We start from the raw sequence: 17,161 nt of genomic DNA on the forward strand, positions 1-17,161 counted from the left end.
CTGACACGCAATCCTTCCGGAGAGCAATGTTCTGGTGGAGCGGAAGGCGGAAGCATGAGCGACTGGTGGACTGAACGCAAGCAGAACCAGCAGCTCTCCAACTTGGAGAGCGAGATGTCGTATGCGCGCCAGGAGGCCTCCAGTCTCCGGTCCCAGCTGTCCCGGATCCAGGGCAGCCTGCAGAGCCGCGTGGACAGCATGTCTCGCGCTTTCGACGCCTTCGTCGAGCTTTCCGATCTCCGCCACGAGACGGCCGGTTTCGTTGCCGCCGCGGAACTCCGCCGCTACGCCACCCGGGTCCTCTCCGCAATGGCGTCGGGCACCGAGCTACCGGAGCCCGTTGCGCCCGTCGCCCGGTACTGGTTGAGCCCCGCCACCCAAGCGCTGATCTCCCTGCACGCCGCCACGCCGGACGAGCAGGCGATCAGTGCGGCGATGGAGCTCGACCAGCGCCGTACGTCGATCTACCTGTCGCTGGCGTTGGCAGTGCTCGGTCAGCGGCACCAGGTGCAGAACGAGTGGCTGGACGTCGCGTTCGGCGTACCGGCCGCGGACGGGACGCTGACCCGGGTGCAGCGGGTGCTGTGGACTACAGCTGCGCGTGGGGGCTTCGGGGCCGACGGTCTGGAGCTCGTGGTGAAGCGGCTGCAGTCGGCGGCGTCGCCCGACGGCGGGTGGCTGTCGCGGCTCGAGATCCGCGGCAGCTCGAGCCGCTCGAACGGCCCGCGTCTCAAGGCGACCGAGGAGCAGGACGAGGCGGCGTACCGCTTGAGCCGGATCCGCAACGCCGTCGAGACGATCCTCGGCAACACCGAGGCCCGCGAGCCCGACCCCGACCTGAACTACCCGGAGACCCGAAAGACCGACAGCACCCCGGACGACACCAAGTCGTCCCGTCGCGGTGCCAAGGCGTCCGCCGAGGCCGAGAAGGAGCCCGAGGACAGTGCCGCCGCCATGCTGCGGCTGCTGATCTCCGAAGGCAGCGAGCCGGAGCGCGAGACGCTGGCTCGCATCGCCGTACTGCGTGCACGCGTGAGCGGAGCGGCCGAGTCGGAAGCGCAGACGCTCGACGACTCGGCCGGCACGGTCGACGCGCTACTCACCGAGGACCTCGGCCTGTCCTCCGATCCGCACCTGTCGACCGCCGCCCTGCGCGTCGTCGGCCCGTTGGTCCTGCCCGCGGTCGAGACCGTGGCGCGGACCGCCGAGCTACCGGCCCCGTCGGAGGTCTCCATCGAGAGCGGCGTACACACGATCACCGTCCGCGCCGACGGACCCGACCAGCTCGAGCTCGGCAAGGCGACGTCATCGCTCACCGCGTCCGCCGGCGTCACGACCACCGGACAGCGCGCCACTCCGATCGCGCTCCTGGTCGGCGGCGCGGTGGTGGCGATCGGGCTCGGGTTGCTCCTGCACTGGTTCTGGATCGTGGTCGGCCTGGTCGTGATGGCCTTCGGCCTCAACAGCTACGTCAAGCTGCGGGGCGCCGTCAACGCCGACAAGACCCGAGCCGCCGGAGAGGTAACCACCCTCAACGAACGCTGCGCAACAACCGCCACAGCACTCGCGACCTACCTCAACAACACCGACGCCCGAAAAGCCGCCATCGCGGAAGACCTAGCCACCATCCGCCACCAACTAACCACCTGAGCCAACAGATCCGCCCACACCAGGCGCAGATGGGACAGCCCGGCTCGGGCGGGTGCCGGGCCGGGCTGTTGGCGGGGTGTGGCTCAGGACTTGCGCTTGGTGACTTCTTCGGTGGCGGTGGGGAGGACCTTGTGGAGGTCGCCGACCACGCCGAAGTCGACCAGCTCGAAGATCGGGGCCTCGGGGTCCTTGTTGACCGCGACGATCGTCTTCGAGGTCTGCATGCCGGCCCGGTGCTGGATCGCGCCGGAGATACCGGCCGCGACGTACAGCTGCGGCGACACGGTCTTGCCGGTCTGGCCGACCTGGTAGGCGTGCGGGTACCAGCCTGAGTCCACCGCCGCACGCGACGCACCGACAGCGGCGCCGAGCGAGTCGGCGAAGGCCTCGATCGGGCCGAAGTCACCGCCCGTACCGCGGCCACCGGACACGATGATCGCGGCCTCGGTCAGCTCCGGACGACCCGTCGCCTCCCGCGGCTTCGACTCCACGATCCGCGCCGTCTTCGCGGCGTCGGAGATCGTGACGTCGAACTCCTCCACCTCCGGCGACGTCTCGGCGGCCTCGGGAGTGGCGGCGTTCGGCTTGACCGTGATGATCGGCGTGCCGTGCGTGACCTTCGCCCGCACGGTGAAGTTGCCCGCGAACACCGACTGCGTCGTCACCGCGCCACCGTCGGCCGCGACGACGTCGACGGCGTCGGTGATCAGGCCAGAGTCAAGCTTGACCGCGAGCCGGGCCGCGATCTCCTTGCCCTCGGCGTTCGACGAGATCAGGATCGCCGACGGCTCGATCTTCGCCGCGACCTGCGCCAGCGCCTCGGCCTTGGGAGCGACCAGGAACTGCGTGAGCTCCGGGTTCGACAACGCGATCACCTTCGTCGCGCCGTACTGCCCCAGAGCCGGCAGCGCCGCCTGCACATCAGTGACACCCTCACCGACGAACACCGCGACCGGCTCGCCGAGCCGGCGGGCGATCGTGAGGAGCTCGGCGGTCGTCTTGCGGACCGCGCCCGCGGTGTGGTCAACGAGAACCAGAACGTTCGACATAACTAGACCCGCACCCCTCAGAGGAACTTGTTCGTGGACAGGAACTCGACCAGGCCGGCGGCGCCGCTACCGTCCTCGTCGGTGACGATCGTGCCGGCGGTCCGCGGCGGACGGGCGGTCACCTCGACCACCTCGGTCCACGCCGACGAGCCGCCCACCTGCTCCGGCGTCAGCTCGAGGTCGGCCAGCGACCAGGTCTCGACCGGCTTCTTCTTCGCGGCCATGATCCCCTTGAACGACGGGTACCGCGGCTCGTTCGCCTGGTCCGACACCGACAGCACCAGCGGCAGCGTGCCCTCGATGGTCTCGCTCGCGGTGTCGCCGTCACGGCGGATCCGCACGGTCTGCCCGTCGACGGTCACCTCCGAGCCCAGCGTGACGGCCGGCAGTCCGAGCCGCTCCGACACCATCGCCGGAACGACACCCATGCCGCCGTCGGTCGACCCCATGCCGAACACGACCAGGTCCGCTTCCAGCTTGGCCAGCGCCTTGGACAGGATCAGCGAGGTGGCGACCGCGTCCGAACCGTGGATCGCGTCGTCGAGAACGTGGACACCGGCGTCGGCGCCCATCTGCAGGCCCTTCTTCACCGCGTCGGCCGCCTGCTCGGGGCCGACCGTGAGAACGGTCACCTCGGCGTCCCCGGCCTCCTTCACGGTCAGGGCGGTCTCGACGGCGTACTCGTCCAGCTCGGACAGCAGCCCGTCGACACCCGCACGGTCCACCGTGTTGTCCTCCGGGCGGAAGCGGCGGTCCGCGGTGGCATCCGGCACGAACTTCGCGCAGACGACGATCTTCATAGCGTGTGGGACCCCTTCTGGTTAACGGTCTCTGCCAAGCCTGCCACGGATGTTACTCGCGAGAAACATAACTGCGATGCGAGTCCCATCACAGTCTCGTGGACGACTAGTCTGAGTCAGTGACCGAGACGTTACCGCTGACCGGTGAGAGGACCGCGCCCGGGATCTGGCACGAGAACTATTGGTTCGCGCGCCATGATGCCGCCTATCGCTGGATCACGGCCCACCTGCCGATCGGGACCGGTCGCGTCCTCGACGCCGGCTGCGGCGAGGGCTACGGCGCGGAACTGCTCCGACTCGCCGGGGCGAGCCCGGTCACCGGTCTCGACTATGAAGATACGACGTTGCGGCACGTCCGCCGCGTTTATCCACAGGTCGATGTCGTGCGCGGCAATCTCGTGCAGACGCCCTTCGCGGACGACGCTTTCGAGACGGTGACCTCACTGCAGACGATCGAGCACCTCTGGGAACAGCCGCGGTTCGTCGCCGAGTGCGCGCGCATTCTCGCCCCCGGCGGAACGTTGGTCCTGAGTACGCCGAACCGCCTGACCTTCCCGACCGGGAACTGGTACCACACGCGCGAACTCACCGCCGCCGAGTTCATCGAACTCCTCGAGCCGCACTTCGAGATCACGCAGGCACTCGGGCTCCACCACGGCGAACGGCTGACGTCCTGGGAGACGCAGTACGGATCCTGTGTCGACGCGCAGCTCGCCGCCGGGCACGACCAGTGGGACGACAACCTGGCCGCGCTCGTGCGCAGTACGACGTACGCCGACTTCGAGATCCGCCCAGGAAATCTGGACGAATCTCTCGATCTCGTCCTGGTTGCTACGGCCGGATGATGCGTTCGAGGATCTTGCCGGCGATCAGGTAGACGAGCGCCGCGATCCCCCAGTTGACCAGCAGGGTGTTCTTCGCGGTCTCCAGCCGGAACAGATCCTTGAACGGGCCGACCAGATCGTGACCGCGCTCCAGGATCCAGCGCACGATCTCGTTGCTCTGGTTGGTCTGGTCGAGCGCGGTGAACAGCGCACCGAGCGCCAGCACCGCGGCCGCGAGCACCGCGGCCAGCCAGATCAGCGACGCGATCAGGTTGCGCAGCTTCCGGACACCGGAACCGACCGAGGTCAGCGCCTGCTTGCCCACCCCGGACGCGCCGCCCTTCGAAGCCGGTTTGTTGCCCGAGGCACCGGTCGGTTTCGCGGCAGGCTTGCCCGCCCCAGCGCCTGTACCAGTGCCCGCACCAGTGGCCGCCGCAGCCGGCACCTTGTCAGTGGCACCCGTCCCGGCATCCTTCGAGGGTTCCTTCGAAGCATCGTCCGGCCGACCGGGCGCGGCCTCCTCCGAGGCGGCCGCATCCGCTGCAGGGGCCTCGGCCGCCGCCTTCTCCCGGGCCCGCTGCTCCGCCACGATCTCCGCCGCCGTCTTCGGCCGGGCAGTCTTCGTCGCGGTCGCCGCACCCGAAGCGCCCGTGCCGGCCTCGGCGGCAGGAGTGGTGTCTGCCTTCTCGGCTTTCAACTCAGCCTTCTCGTCCTGCGTACCCACGTCGTCCATCTCCTCAGCCGGGGTCCGTTCCTCGTCCGTGGCCGCTGCGGTCACGTCGGTCACTGTGGTCACTGTGGCCGGCGGTCTCCTACGCCGGCTGACCGGGACCGGGCGTGGCGACAACCGGCGGCGCGCGCCCGCAACCGGTGCCGCCGCCGTACTGCCGTCTACTGCTTCCGGGTTCACGCTGCTGTTCACGCCCATGTCTGACTCGTTCGTTTCAAGCACTGGTTCCAACGTAGCGCTGCCGGCGACCACTGGCTCGGCCACGATCGGCACCGGGTCGACCGCGCGGGTCCTCGCCTGCGTGATCGAGTTGTCGGCCGCGGCCTGGTCGAGCGGCGACCGGGCGGCCGGATCGGCCGGGCCAATCGCGGCTGGGTCAGCCACGCTACTTCTCCTCTCCGATGCTCATCCGGTCGTGGGCGTCCGACCGGATGTGGGGGCCATAGTGCCCGACTGGTGAGTAACTTGAGAACCCCTCACGCTCTCTTTTTCACCATCTGCTTCTACCTCATCACCACCCGCATCCCCCGGCGCCACGCTCTGGGTCGGCCCAGAGGAAGGCACAGTCGGGGCCTCACCGGACCTGAGCAGGCCGGCGGTCCGGGCGTTCGCCGCGGCCAGACCGGCCAGGTACTTGCGGCGTTCGGCATTGGCGGCGTACCGGGCGGTGCGGTCACCGAGGACCTTGGCCGGTACGCCGGCCGCGATCGCGTACGCCGGAATGTTGCCACGGGCAACACTGTTGGCGCCGATCACCGCGCCGCGGCCGATGTCGGCGCCCCGGGTGACCGTGACCTTGGTGGCCAGCCAGCAGTCCGGGCCGATCCGGACCGGCGACTTCACCAGGCCCTGGTCCTTGATCGGCAGGTCCAGGTCCTCGGTCTTGTGGTCGAAGTCGCAGATGTAGGTCCAATCGGCGATCAGCGTCGATGCGCCGATCTCCACGTCCAGGTAGCAGTTCACCGTGACGTCGCGGGCGAACACCACCTTGTCGCCGATCCGCAGCGTGCCCTCGTGCGCGCGCAGCCGGGTCTCGTCACCGAGATGCACCCATCTGCCGAGCACGATCCGCCCGTGACCGGGCCGCGCCACGATCTCCAGGTGCTTGCCGAGGAACACGAACCCCTCGGTGATCACCTGCGGGTGGCGCAGCTTGAACCAGGCGAACCGCCAGTAGCGCTTGAGGTAGTACGGCGTCCACGCCCGATGGCGCACCACCCAGCGCAGATTCGCCACGGACAGCAACCGCATCAGCACACCCTACTGCGCTACTCCGGTGATCGAGACGTTGTAGTACAGCTCGTCCGGTACGACGGCCGACAGCGCCTTGTCCACCTTGGACAGCTGCAGCCACGACTTGTACGCGAACATCCGCCACCCGAACCCGAGCTTCTGCTCCGGTACGGCGGCCTCGAACGTACGGATCGGCCACCCGACCCACGCCGCCAGCAACTCCTCCGTGACGGTCTTCACGTCCACCGCGCCGGCACGCGACGCCATCCGGGCCAGTGTGTCCGGGTCGAACGTGTGCAGGTCGACGACTGCCTCCAACGCCGCGGCCCGGGAGGACTCGTCGAGTTCCGCCTGCGGCCGCCGCCAGTGCGCGAGCGCGGGCAGCTTGGTCACGTTGGTGGTCGCCCACCAGGTGAAGCGGGACAGTCGCCGGGCCACGAAGTCGCCGTACCGTGTCGGCTCACCGCAGATCACGAAACGTCCGCCCGGCTTGAGGACCCGGAGCATCTCGCGGAACGCCAGCTCGACGTCCGGGATGTGGTGGATGACCGCGTGCCCGATGACGAGGTCGAACGTGTCGTCGTCGTACGGCAGTTTCTCGGCGTCCGCGACCTTGCCCTCGATCGCGAACCCGAGGGTCTTCGCGTTCTTCTTCGCGGCCTCGACCATGCCCGGCGAGAGGTCGGTGACGTGCGCCTCGTCGAGAACGCCGGCCAGCTTGAGGTTCAGCGTGAAGAAGCCGGTGCCGGCGCCGATCTCGAGCGTCTTGCCGTAGGGCCAGCCGCGAGTTCCGGCGACCGCGACGAAGCGGTCCCGGGCGTAGTCGACACAGCGTTCGTCGTACGAGATCGACCACTTCTCGTCGTACGTCGACGCTTCCCAGTCGTGGTACAGCACCTGGGCGAGCTTGTTGTCGTTCCAGGCCGCCTCGATGTCTTCGGCAGAAGCAGCGGGCTTAGAAGTAGCAGACATCAGATTCCCTTGAACTCAGCTTTGCCAGGACCGTTCTCGACAAAGGACTTCATCCCGATCGCGCGGTCCTCGGTGGCGAACAGCGCCGCGAACTGCTGACGCTCGATCTCCAGCCCGGTGGTCAGGTCGACGCCCAGACCGGAGTCGATCGACTCCTTGGCCGCGCGCAGCGCCATCGCCGCGCCGCGGGAGAACTGGGACGCCCAGGCAACGGCCGCGTCGTACACCTCGGCGGCCCGGACCACCTTGTTGACCAGACCGATCCCGAGCGCCTCGTAGGCGTCGACGAACCGGCCCGTGTAGATCAGGTCCTTGGCCTTCGACGGGCCGACCAGGCGGGACAGCCGCTGGGTGCCGCCGGCGCCGGGGATGATGCCGAGCAGGATCTCCGGCTGGCCGAGCTTGGCGTCCTCGGCGGCGATCCGGTAGTCGGCGCAGAGCGCGAGCTCGCAGCCGCCGCCGAGGGCGTACCCGGTGATCGCGGCAACGGTCGGCTTCGGTATCGCGGCGACCGCGGTCAGCGAGGACTGCAGCGGACCGGAGCGCTTGGCCATGTCGGCGTACGACATGTCCGCCATCTCCTTGATGTCCGCGCCGGCCGCGAACACCCGCTCGCCGCCGTAGATGACCACGGCGCGTACGTCGTCATTGGCCGCAGCCTCGAGCGCCGCGGCCCGGATCTCCTCCTGGACCTGGACGTTCAGCGCGTTCATCTTCGGCCGATCCAGCCGGATCGTGCCAACACCCTCACTCACGGTGAGGTTGACGAACTCGCCCATGGCGTCCACTCCTTACGGTTCCCGGGGCTTACCGGTCGGTCACATCCCCGGGAACCGTACCTGACAGGAGCAGGACCTTAAACATCCACCGCCTGGCCGGAGGCCGCCGAGCGGCGGGCCGCGTCGACGATCTTCAGCGTGCGGAGGCCGACAGCGCCGTCCGGCTGCGGTACGACGGCCGGCGCCTGGCCGGGCTGTGCCGGGCCGGACGTGCGGACGGCGTCGAGGAACGTGTCGAGCAGTGACGCGTCCAGGTTGCCGCCGATCGGGAGGAAGACCTCGCCCGCGGCATCCGTGCCGCCGATGTGCGCGACGAACGGCTCGATCTCCACGGACCCGTTGGTTCCGGTGACCTGCAGCGATACGCCGCCCCAGGTCGGACCGTTGTCCGGGACGCTCCACGAGCAGTCAATGGTTGCCAGCAGCCCGTTGTCGTAGTTGATCGTCACCAGACCGCCCGTCTCCACCTCCACACCCTTGTCCTGGTGCAGGATCCGGTTCGCAGCGGCGTACACGCGGGTGGCCGACGCGCCACCGGTGAGACCGTCGATCAGGTCCGCGCAGTGCACGGTGTGGTCGACCAGCGCTCCCCCACCGGCGAGTTTCGCGTCGGTGAACCACTGGCGGGCGGCGTAGGGGATCTTCCCGTTGTTGGTGCCGAGAATCGCGAACACGTCACCGAGCCGGCCGGCCTCGACGTTCGCCCGTAGTTGTGCGTACGCCGGCGCGAACCGGACCGGGTACGCGATCATCAGGATCGTCCCGGCCGCCTCGCACGCCGCGAGCATGGCCTCGCCGTCCGCGACCTCGGTCGCCAGCGGCTTCTCGCACAGCACATGCGCACCGACCGCAGCGGCGCGCTCGACCAGTTCGCGGTGGCCCGAGTTCTCGGACGTCACCACGACCGCGTCGGGTCCCCACGCGAACAGTTCGTCGTACGAATCGACGTACGGGATGCCGAACTGTGCGGCGAACTCGGCCCCACGCGGACCGGGGTCCGGCGCCCCGGCACCATCTGGATCGGCGGACAGTACGTCGATGTCCGGCAGCGACGCGAGCAGGTGCGCGTACGAACCCGCGTGGACGTGTGCGAACGAAGCGATCGCAACCTTCAAGCTCATGCCACTGCTCCCGTCGAGACGAAGGTCTTCATGTCGATCGGCTGACCGGACTCCATCGACGCGCGCGCCGCTTCGGCCAGGTAGACCGCGGTCGCACCGTCCGACGCGACAACGCGCGGCTCCGGTCCGCCCCGCAGGCCGATCGCCAGCTCCCGCAGCTGCGTCAGGTACGGGCTCTCGCCCAGAGCCGACTCGGGAATCAGCAGGTCGCCGGCAGTAGCGCCGTTCTGCAGCTCTTCCTTGTAGCCGGTGTCGGCGTCGGACTTGAACTTCAGTACGCCGCTCGAACCCGCGACCGAGAAGCCGGTCTGGAACGTCGTACCGGTCGCTCCCCAGGTCGCGCGGCAGTGGCTGATCGCACCGGACTCGTGCGTCAGCGTGACGTGAGCAGCCACGTTGACGGGACTGACACCGTCCACGGTCGGCGGGTTCTGTACGGCGTACACCGTGGTGACCTCGCCGCACAGCCAGCGCGCCTGGTCGAGGTCGTGCACCATCAGGTCCATGATCACGCCACCGGACCGGGCCACGTCGCGGTACCAGCCCGCACCGGCCGGCGAGGACGCCTGGCGGTAGAACCGCGCCACCGCGACCTCACCGATCCGCCCGGCCTGGATCGCGTCGTACGCCGCCTTGTACGCCGGGAACCACCGCACCACATGCGCCGGGTACAGCCGGACGCCGGCCGCCGCGGCCGCGTCGATCACCTCGTGCGAGTCGGACGCCGTGAGCGTCAGCGGCTTCTCGCAGATCACGTTCCTGCCCGCCTCGATCGCGGCCAGCGTGATCTCCTTGTGCGTCGCCGACGGCGTGACGATGTCGACGAACTCGACCGCGGCCAGCAGCTCCTCCCGCGACGCGACGACCTCCAGCCCGTACTTCTGTGCCAGTTCCTCCGCGCCTTCGAGTGAATAGACCAGGACCCGGGCGCCGACGGCCTTCCAGGACGCGGCGTGGATGCGCGAGATGTTGCCCGCGCCGATCAGACCGACGGTCAGACCGGCCAACTCTTCCGACATGTGTTCCCCTGGGGGTGGGTAAATTAGTAACGGTCCTTGCGTATCACTGCGCACAGGCGTTCGCAACTACCGTCTCACGAACACAACCACCTCACTATCGTGAACTGACGCCGTACTGTGCAGAATGACCCGGTGAAAGAAGCGACCGCCGCCCCGAGCGCTCCAGGCCAGTCCCCCGAGACCGGTCCGCGTCCAGGCGCAGTGGTCCAGACCGATGGGACCACTTTTACGCTCTGGGCTCCGGCCGCGGAACGGGTCGAGCTGGCCCTGATCGCCGACGACGGCAGCCAGCGGAACCTGGACCTCACGCACACCGGCGAGTTCTGGACGGGGTTCGTCCCGGGTGTCGGCGCCGGCCAGCGGTACGGGTACCGCGTGCACGGTCCGTTCGACCCGTCGCACGGTCTGCGCTTCAACCCGTCGAAGCTGCTGCTCGACCCGTACGCACGGGCCGTGGACGATTCGCTCGACTTCGACAGTCCGCTCGTCTACGACTCCTCCGACGGTGACTCGGCCGGACATGTGCCGGTCGGCGTCGTGGTTGCCGACTCCGCGCCGCCGCCACCGATCAGCAAGCCGGTGCACTGGGGCGAGACGGTCATCTACGAGCTGCACACGAAGGGGTTCACGAAGCTGCATCCCGACGTACCCGAGCACCAGCGCGGCACGTACGCCGGTCTCGCGCATCCGTCGGTGATCAAGTATCTGACCGAGCTCGGCGTGACGTCGGTCGAACTGTTGCCGATCCACCACTTCCTCACCGAGCCGGCGATCGCAGCACGCGGCCTGCCGAACTACTGGGGCTACAACACGCTCGGTTTCTTCGCGCCGCACGCGCCGTACTCGTCGTCCGGTTCGCGCGGTGAGCAGGTGGCCGAGTTCAAGGCGATGGTCGCCGCGTTCCATGCGGCGGGCATCGAAGTGATCCTCGACGTGGTCTACAACCACACCGCCGAGGGCGGCTTCGACGGACCGACGCTGAGCTTCCGCGGGATCGACAACCGCGCGTACTACCGGCTGACCCACGGTGACGGTCATGGCGCCGCGATGTACGACGTGACCGGCACCGGCAACTCGGTCGACACCTCGCACCCGCACGTCCGGCAACTGGTGATGGACTCGCTGCGGTACTGGGTCGAGGAGATGGGCGTCGACGGGTTCCGGTTCGACCTCGCCGTCACGCTGGTGCGCAACGAGCGGCACGAGGTCGACATCCCCGACCACCCGTTCCTGGCCGAGGTCGCGGCCGATCCGGTGCTCGGCCGGGTGAAGCTGATCGCCGAGCCGTGGGACGTCGGCCCGTTCGGCTACCAGGTGGGCAACTTCGGGCCGCCGTGGTCGGAGTGGAACGGCAAGTTCCGCGACAGCGTCCGCGACGTCTGGCGCAACACCTCCGACGGAGTGAAGGACCTCGCCTACCGGCTCTCCGGGTCCAGTGACCTGTACGGCGACGACGGCCGCTACCCGTACGCGTCGATCAACTTCCTCACCGCGCACGACGGGTTCACGCTGCGGGACCTGGTCAGCTACGACCACAAGCACAACGAGGCGAACCACGAGGACAACCGGGACGGGACCGACGACAACCGGTCCTGGAACTGCGGGTTCGAGGGCGAGACCGACGACGCCGGCGTGATCGCGTTGCGCAAGCAGCAGATGGCGAACCTGATGTCCACGCTGATCCTGTCCACCGGCGTACCGATGATCACCGCCGGAGACGAGTGCGGGCGGACGCAGCACGGCAACAACAACGCGTACTGCCAGGACAGCGAGATCTCCTGGTTCGACTGGTCGCTGCCGAGCACCTGGTCCGACCACCTCGAGCTGACCAAGAAACTGTTGGCCCTCCGCGCCGCGCATCCCGCCCTGCGGCAGTGGCACTACTTCTCCGGGCAGCCCGTCGTGTCCGGTGGCCGCAAGGACCTGTCGTGGATCGCTCCGCACGGCGGGGAGATGACCGACGCGGACTGGTTCGACGGGAGCCTGCGGACGATCGGCATGTTCCTGCGCGGTGACGCGTTGCGGGCGACTGATGCGGAGGGCAACGCCCTGACCGACAGCTCGTTCCTGCTCGCGCTCAACGCTACGGCCGAGACGCGGAATGTCGTCGTACCGGATGCGTCGTGGGCGCCGGCGTACGAGGTGGTGCTGGACACCAGCAACAGCATGGTGACCGAGGTGGAGGCCGGTGCGACCGTGCCGCTCGGTCCACGCTGTTTGGTGCTGCTGCGCGCGCTCTGAGGTTGTTAACCTTCCGCCTGTACATTCGTCGGTCACCTGGTGTTCACCCCTGGGGGGACCGATGTTGCGGGAACGGACGACCCCGATCGGGGCGATGCATCGCGCGATCATGCGCTGGGGTGAGGCAGAGCGGACCAGCTCGCGGCTGGCGATCCAGCGCTGGGTGGACGGCGTGGCGTACGTCGACGTACAGGCGCGGACGTATGCGGAGTACTGGACTGCGCAGAACTCTTTGACGCTGTCGGCCGAGGGACCGCTCTGGGTCGTCCTCGGCGACTCGACCGCGCAAGGGCTGGGCGCTTCGTCGCCGCTGCACGGGTACGTCGGTCAAGTGCTGAACGCCCTGCGCCGTAAGGGAACGCCGTGGCGAGTACTCAACCTGTCCCGCTCCGGTGCGCAGACGCGACACGTACTGGAGGACCAGCTCCCGCTGCTGGACGGTCTGACGCCGGCACTGGTCACCTGTGGCATCGGCAACAACGACATCCTCGCGACGCCGCCAAAGCGTTTCCGTGACCACCTCCGCCAGGTGATCGACCGACTCCCCTCCTCGTCCGTCGTGATGGACCTGACCGTCCCAGACCGTTTCTGGCGCATCGGTGGAGCTGTGAGCCCGTACGTCTCCGGTATCAACCAGCTGATCAGCAGCACAGCCACCTCCCGTGGCCTCCCGGTTGCCGAGGTGTCCCGCTACGCCCGCCCACCGTGGCGGGGCATGCTCGCGCCAGACGCCTTCCACCCCAACAACCTCGGCTACCGCCGCCACGCCGACGCCCTACTGGCCGCGCTCCCTGAGAAGCTCTTGTAGCCGGTCCAGCGTCTTGTTGCTCTCGTGTCGCACTCTGATCGGGATGATCGCGGCACGGCCCGGTACGCGAATGCCGCCGGTCAGAGCCACCCGCGTGCCACCACCTGGTTCGGCGGCGACTGCCATGCCGGTGATCAGGAAGCGGCTCTGCAACCAGCACCACCCCGGGCGGAGCTGACCTTCCAAGCGCGCGCGTTGTCCTCTGGCGCCTTTCGCCCGTACGACGACGCGATCGCCGTCGCGCTCCTCGAGCGTGGCCGAGACCAGGTCCGCCTGAATGGTGGCGAACACGTCGAGGTCGGCGAGCATTGCCTGCACCCGATCGGGATCCTGTGGCAGCACGCGTTCGGTGACGGCTGCACCCGGCACGCCCGCGGCGAGCGCGCGGAACCGCTCGACGTCGGTCAGTTCAACTTGTGGCCAGTTCATGAGCTCCATGCCTTCCGAAAGCTTGCCCGGGCCCGGTGCAGCCGCGACTTCGCCGTACCCGTTGGCACGTCGAGTACGGCGGCCGCTGCGTGTTCGTCCATTCCTTCGAGATCCCGCAGTACCAGGACCGCCCGATGCTCGGGCGACAGCCTCCTGAGCACGTCCTGTACGTCGATCGCGAGCTGCGGATCGTCTGCGGCCGGCAGGTCCGCGAGCTCGGCGGGCCGTTGCCGCTGCCCGCGGCGCGCGACCCGGACCGCCTCGCGGACGGCGATCGCCCGCGCCCAGCCGAACAGCGCCGCCGGCTCCTGCAGGCTGTGGAGCCCGCGGAAGATCGCGATCAGTGCTTCCTGCGCCGCGTCGGCTCCGTCGTGCAGCGCGATCGGCCCGCAGATCCTCCCGACGTACGGCGTCAACGCGTCGAGCACCTCGTTCATCGCGACCGTGTCACCACGTTGCGCCGCGCGCACCAGATGTTCCTCGATCACCTGAGGAAGTCTGACAGCAGCGGCCTGTCCACTGCTGCTGGCCGGCGCGCTCGGAGGAGCTTCAGATCAGCTACGCACAACGCAACACAGGCCGGGGTGTAGAGGAACAGGTTGAGCCAGTAGAACGCCGTACTCGTGTCAATCGCGCCCGTGATCCAGACCAGCCCAACAGCCGCCCGCGCGGCCAGCCCGGCCACCAGCCCGACGACCACGAGCCTGCTGAGTCTCCACCTCGCACTGGTGAGGACGGCGCCTGCCAGCAGGAGGTGCAGTGCAGCCAGCGGCAGCACGACCCTGGGGCCGAAGCTCACCTGCGTGTTGAGGACAGTCAGCGAGAGGCTGCGCTCATCACTCGCGGGCCAGCTGGCGCCCGTTGCCCAGTAGACGTGCACTGCCGCAAGCAGGAAGTGTGCGCTCGCGGAGACCTTTCGAGAATCCATCTCGACTCCTTCTCAGATGTGCGTGACAGCTGAGAAGAGGAGCCGTTCGACCGAGACGTTCCCCTGCGTGACGCAGATCTCAGTCAGCGCAAATACTACGGATTCGGATAATCTGGCTTCCGAGGTGAACGTGCTGGCGAACCTCGCGGACGGCCGGCCGCGGACGGCCTCCGAGATCGGGGTCGCGGCGGGTGTGCGGCCGACGACGCTGACCGGCGTACTCGATCGGCTTGCCGACAAGGGGCTGCTGACTCGCGCCACCCGAACCGGCGACCGGCGCGCTGTGGAGATCTCACTGACTGCAGCCGGTGCCCGGAGTGCGGCACGGGTGGCGCAGGCGTTCAAGGGGGTGGAGATGCGAGCGTTGGACGGCGTACCCGAGCCAGCGGTCAAACAGACCCGGCGGGTGCTGAAGGCGTTGACGGAATCATGAACGACTTCGACGAGCTGATGGGTGACGTGATGTCGACCGCCGAGCGGTTCGGGCATCGGGAGCACGTCCGCTTGACCTGGCTCGCCGTACGGCGGTGTGGGACAGCCGGCGCGGTGGAGCTGATCAGTAACGGGATCCAGAAGACGGCCCGGTACGCCGGGGTGCCGCAGAAGTACAACGCCACGGTCAGTAGGGCGTGGGTCGAGTTGACGGCGTACCACATGGCCGAGGCGCCGGGCGAGGACTTCGAAGAGCTGGTACGCCGGAACCCGGGACTGCTGGACAAGCGGCTGCTGACGCGCTTCTACAGTTCACGCGCGTTGGCGTCTTCGGCTGCGCGGACCGGATGGGTGGAGCCGGACGTGAACGCGTTCCCCTTTACTCTGCCCCAAGGGCAGGGGGTGTGATGGTCCGGTGTTGACGATCAGTGAGTTCGGGCGGAGGGCCGGGCTTTCGCACAAGGCGCTGCGGTTGTACGACGTGTCGGGGCTGCTTGCACCGGCGCAGGTCGACCCGGCGAACGGGTACCGCTTGTACGACGAGGCGCAACTGGAGCGGGCGCGACGGATCAGTGTGCTGCGGCAGTTGGACATGCCGCTGACCACGATTGCTGAAGTACTCACCGGGACGGACGAGGACGCGTTGATCCGGCTCGACCGGTGGTGGGCCGCCGAGGAGGCGACCACGGCGGCCCGGCGGGCGACGTTGCAGTACCTGCGCGACCGCCTGTCGCGTTCGGGTACGACGGGGCTCGCACCGCGACCGGTGCACACCCGGGACGTGCCGGCGACGAAGATCGCCACCATCCGGGTCGACACCGATCAGCAGATGCTGGTCGGGATGATCGTGACGTGCACCGACGAGATCACGTCGTACCTGCGTGCTGCCGGGGCGACCGCGACCGTGGGCTCGTGGGTGATCTTCCACGGCGCGGTGACGCCGGAGGCTGAGGCGACCGTCGAGATCTGCGTGCCGTTCGACGGCCTCGTGGACCCGTCCGGCCGGATCGGCATCCGGGTCGAGCCGGCCCATCGGGAGGCGTACTGCACGATCACGATGGACGAGTGCGCGTACCCGCGGATCATGCTCGCGTACGACCTCGTCTACGACTGGGTCCGGTCGTCCGGCAACCCCGAAGCGGGTCCGCCGCGGGAAATCTACCGCCCGGACTGCCACCTCCTCCCCCGCGACGAACCTGCCGTCGACATCGCACTGCCCATTCTCGAGAGGAACCTTTGATGGACTACGCGATTCAGACGCGCTTCAGCGATCCCGGCGTACATGCCGGCCTGTTCGACGCGCTGCCGGACGACGTCAGCGAGATCGCCGCGGTGGTCCGCAACCTGCTGATCCACTACCGCGCCGGCGGCATCGAGTTCACCGGCGAACGACTGGCCGAGATCGACAACCGCTGGGTGTCGGCGATCCTCGCCACGGACCAGAAACGCAACGGTACGGCGCTCGCGGTGCCGCGGGAACCGGTGGACCGGGTAGTTGGCTGTTGCCGCGACTACACGCTCCTGTTCGTCTCGATGCTGCGGCACAAGGGGATCCCCGCGCGCAGCCGGGTCGGGTTCGGGAACTACTTCACCGAGGGCTTCAGCCACGACCACGTGGTCGCCGAGTACTGGAACGGCGACCGATGGGTGATGATCGACGCCGAGATGGATCCGGCCGATCCGCGCTTCACGTTCGACGTGGCGGACATGCCGGCCGGCCCGTTCCTGTCGGCGGCCGAGGTGTGGCGGGGATATCGGTCCGGCGAGCTGAACGGTGATCTGTTCGGCGCGGACCCGAATCCGGACGCCCCGCTGAAGCTGCATGGTGGTTGGTTCATTCGCACTTATGTGCACTATCAGCTCGCGCATCTGAACGGCGACGAGCTTCTGCTCTGGGACAACTGGGGGTCCATGTCGGACACGCTGGAAGGCGCCGACGTCGAGCTGACCGATCGGATCGCCGACCTGATGGTTGCCTCCGACAACGGCGACGACGCGGCGACGAAGGAGGTCAACGAGCTGTACCGCACCGACCCCGGACTGACGTACGCGGGCCGCGCCTTCGTCACCTCTCCCGCCGGCGGACCGTTCGCTTGGAAGGACCTCGGCTAGCGGTCGGGGCTGAGCACACCCGCCGGGGCCGCGA

Annotated in this window: 19 protein-coding genes; 8 read left to right on the forward strand and 11 right to left on the reverse strand. The window is 68.4% G+C overall.

The annotated features are described in order from the left end of the window. The first annotated feature begins 54 nt into the window (after positions 1-54). Positions 55-1,650, forward strand: a complete 1,596-nt coding sequence (locus tag EV137_RS38010; RefSeq protein ID WP_134132993.1) for a hypothetical protein — start codon at positions 55-57, stop codon at positions 1,648-1,650. Positions 1,651-1,733: 83 nt separating this feature from the next. On the opposite strand, the gene EV137_RS38015 is transcribed toward EV137_RS38010, so the two are convergent. Together EV137_RS38015 and EV137_RS38020 are read right to left on the reverse strand one after the other, a co-directional pair. Then, positions 1,734-2,699, reverse strand: a complete 966-nt coding sequence (locus EV137_RS38015; RefSeq protein WP_134132994.1) for an electron transfer flavoprotein subunit alpha/FixB family protein — start codon at positions 2,697-2,699, stop codon at positions 1,734-1,736. A gap of 17 nt (positions 2,700-2,716) precedes the next feature. Then, positions 2,717-3,499 (reverse strand): electron transfer flavoprotein subunit beta/FixA family protein, encoded by a 783-nt coding sequence (locus EV137_RS38020; protein WP_134011007.1) that lies wholly within the window; start codon positions 3,497-3,499, stop codon positions 2,717-2,719. Positions 3,500-3,618: 119 nt separating this feature from the next. On the opposite strand from EV137_RS38020, the gene EV137_RS38025 reads away from it, so the two are divergent. Beyond that, positions 3,619-4,344 carry a class I SAM-dependent methyltransferase gene (locus EV137_RS38025; protein WP_134132996.1) on the forward strand — a complete coding sequence of 242 codons (726 nt, stop codon included), beginning with the start codon at positions 3,619-3,621 and terminating at the stop codon, positions 4,342-4,344. On the opposite strand, the gene EV137_RS38030 is transcribed toward EV137_RS38025, so the two are convergent. From EV137_RS38030 to EV137_RS38055, 6 genes are all read right to left on the reverse strand, one after another. Next, complete coding sequence (locus EV137_RS38030; protein WP_134132997.1) at positions 4,331-5,437, reverse strand: hypothetical protein; 1,107 nt, start codon at positions 5,435-5,437, stop codon at positions 4,331-4,333. The genes EV137_RS38025 and EV137_RS38030 overlap by 14 nt on opposite strands. 21 nt (positions 5,438-5,458) lie before the next feature. Then, positions 5,459-6,304, reverse strand: a complete 846-nt coding sequence (locus EV137_RS38035; RefSeq protein WP_134132998.1) for an acyltransferase — start codon at positions 6,302-6,304, stop codon at positions 5,459-5,461. Positions 6,305-6,313: 9 nt separating this feature from the next. Then, complete coding sequence (locus EV137_RS38040) at positions 6,314-7,258, reverse strand: class I SAM-dependent methyltransferase (protein WP_134010999.1); 945 nt, start codon at positions 7,256-7,258, stop codon at positions 6,314-6,316. Then, positions 7,258-8,037 carry an enoyl-CoA hydratase/isomerase family protein gene (locus EV137_RS38045; RefSeq protein ID WP_134010997.1) on the reverse strand — a complete coding sequence of 260 codons (780 nt, stop codon included), beginning with the start codon at positions 8,035-8,037 and terminating at the stop codon, positions 7,258-7,260. Before EV137_RS38045 ends, EV137_RS38040 begins: the two co-directional genes overlap by 1 nt. 77 nt (positions 8,038-8,114) lie before the next feature. Then, positions 8,115-9,158: a Gfo/Idh/MocA family protein gene (locus EV137_RS38050; protein ID WP_134010995.1), complete on the reverse strand. Its 1,044-nt coding sequence runs from the start codon at positions 9,156-9,158 to the stop codon at positions 8,115-8,117. Beyond that, on the reverse strand, positions 9,155-10,177 hold the full coding sequence (locus EV137_RS38055) for a Gfo/Idh/MocA family protein (protein WP_134010993.1): 1,023 nt from the start codon (positions 10,175-10,177) through the stop codon (positions 9,155-9,157). Before EV137_RS38055 ends, EV137_RS38050 begins: the two co-directional genes overlap by 4 nt. A gap of 201 nt (positions 10,178-10,378) precedes the next feature. On the opposite strand from EV137_RS38055, the gene glgX reads away from it, so the two are divergent. Next, positions 10,379-12,418, forward strand: coding sequence for a glycogen debranching protein GlgX (glgX, locus tag EV137_RS38060; protein ID WP_375372050.1), 2,040 nt, complete (start codon positions 10,379-10,381; stop codon positions 12,416-12,418). 61 nt (positions 12,419-12,479) lie between these two features. After that, complete coding sequence (locus EV137_RS38065) at positions 12,480-13,226, forward strand: SGNH/GDSL hydrolase family protein (RefSeq protein ID WP_134010989.1); 747 nt, start codon at positions 12,480-12,482, stop codon at positions 13,224-13,226. Here EV137_RS38065 and EV137_RS38070 read toward each other — a convergent pair. Genes EV137_RS38070 through EV137_RS38080 form a run of 3 tightly spaced genes read right to left on the reverse strand, consistent with a single transcriptional unit; the run spans position 13,194 to position 14,583 of the window. Further along, positions 13,194-13,655, reverse strand: coding sequence for a hypothetical protein (locus EV137_RS38070; protein WP_202871333.1), 462 nt, complete (start codon positions 13,653-13,655; stop codon positions 13,194-13,196). The genes EV137_RS38065 and EV137_RS38070 overlap by 33 nt on opposite strands. Then, positions 13,652-14,143, reverse strand: coding sequence for an RNA polymerase sigma factor (locus EV137_RS38075; protein WP_238175839.1), 492 nt, complete (start codon positions 14,141-14,143; stop codon positions 13,652-13,654). Before EV137_RS38075 ends, EV137_RS38070 begins: the two co-directional genes overlap by 4 nt. Beyond that, positions 14,140-14,583 carry a DUF3995 domain-containing protein gene (locus EV137_RS38080; RefSeq protein WP_134133001.1) on the reverse strand — a complete coding sequence of 148 codons (444 nt, stop codon included), beginning with the start codon at positions 14,581-14,583 and terminating at the stop codon, positions 14,140-14,142. Before EV137_RS38080 ends, EV137_RS38075 begins: the two co-directional genes overlap by 4 nt. Before the next feature lie 124 nt (positions 14,584-14,707). Here EV137_RS38080 and EV137_RS38085 point away from each other — a divergent pair, with 124 nt between their 5' ends. From EV137_RS38085 to EV137_RS38100, 4 genes are read left to right on the forward strand one after another with little or no spacing between them, the layout of a single operon-like run. Beyond that, the gene (locus tag EV137_RS38085; protein WP_166680132.1) at positions 14,708-15,016 is read left to right on the forward strand and encodes a MarR family winged helix-turn-helix transcriptional regulator; all 309 of its coding nucleotides are present in this window, start codon (positions 14,708-14,710) and stop codon (positions 15,014-15,016) included. Beyond that, on the forward strand, positions 15,013-15,423 hold the full coding sequence (locus EV137_RS38090) for a hypothetical protein (protein ID WP_202871334.1): 411 nt from the start codon (positions 15,013-15,015) through the stop codon (positions 15,421-15,423). Before EV137_RS38085 ends, EV137_RS38090 begins: the two co-directional genes overlap by 4 nt. A gap of 7 nt (positions 15,424-15,430) precedes the next feature. Continuing rightward, positions 15,431-16,255, forward strand: a complete 825-nt coding sequence (locus EV137_RS38095; RefSeq protein WP_134133003.1) for a MerR family transcriptional regulator — start codon at positions 15,431-15,433, stop codon at positions 16,253-16,255. Then, on the forward strand, positions 16,255-17,127 hold the full coding sequence (locus tag EV137_RS38100; RefSeq protein ID WP_134133005.1) for a transglutaminase-like domain-containing protein: 873 nt from the start codon (positions 16,255-16,257) through the stop codon (positions 17,125-17,127). The genes EV137_RS38095 and EV137_RS38100 overlap by 1 nt, the downstream gene beginning before the upstream one ends. Positions 17,128-17,161: the final 34 nt, after the last annotated feature.

The sequence above is a fragment of the Kribbella pratensis genome (assembly GCF_004366075.1).
GTDB lineage: Bacteria > Actinomycetota > Actinomycetes > Propionibacteriales > Kribbellaceae > Kribbella > Kribbella pratensis.

Bases quoted from the DNA above. Each gene is read 5' to 3' on its own strand.
- EV137_RS38010 (WP_134132993.1), top strand. From the start codon at position 55: ATGAGCGACTGGTGGACTGAACGCAAGCAGAACCAGCAGCTCTCCAAC.
- EV137_RS38015 (WP_134132994.1), bottom strand. From the start codon at position 2,699: ATGTCGAACGTTCTGGTTCTCGTTGACCACACCGCGGGCGCGGTCCGC.
- EV137_RS38020 (WP_134011007.1), bottom strand. From the start codon at position 3,499: ATGAAGATCGTCGTCTGCGCGAAGTTCGTGCCGGATGCCACCGCGGAC.
- EV137_RS38035 (WP_134132998.1), bottom strand. From the start codon at position 6,304: ATGCGGTTGCTGTCCGTGGCGAATCTGCGCTGGGTGGTGCGCCATCGG.
- EV137_RS38040 (WP_134010999.1), bottom strand. From the start codon at position 7,258: ATGTCTGCTACTTCTAAGCCCGCTGCTTCTGCCGAAGACATCGAGGCG.
- EV137_RS38045 (WP_134010997.1), bottom strand. From the start codon at position 8,037: ATGGGCGAGTTCGTCAACCTCACCGTGAGTGAGGGTGTTGGCACGATC.
- EV137_RS38050 (WP_134010995.1), bottom strand. From the start codon at position 9,158: ATGAGCTTGAAGGTTGCGATCGCTTCGTTCGCACACGTCCACGCGGGT.
- EV137_RS38055 (WP_134010993.1), bottom strand. From the start codon at position 10,177: ATGTCGGAAGAGTTGGCCGGTCTGACCGTCGGTCTGATCGGCGCGGGC.
- EV137_RS38065 (WP_134010989.1), top strand. From the start codon at position 12,480: ATGTTGCGGGAACGGACGACCCCGATCGGGGCGATGCATCGCGCGATC.
- EV137_RS38070 (WP_202871333.1), bottom strand. From the start codon at position 13,655: ATGAACTGGCCACAAGTTGAACTGACCGACGTCGAGCGGTTCCGCGCG.
- EV137_RS38080 (WP_134133001.1), bottom strand. From the start codon at position 14,583: ATGGATTCTCGAAAGGTCTCCGCGAGCGCACACTTCCTGCTTGCGGCA.
- EV137_RS38090 (WP_202871334.1), top strand. From the start codon at position 15,013: ATGAACGACTTCGACGAGCTGATGGGTGACGTGATGTCGACCGCCGAG.
- EV137_RS38100 (WP_134133005.1), top strand. From the start codon at position 16,255: ATGGACTACGCGATTCAGACGCGCTTCAGCGATCCCGGCGTACATGCC.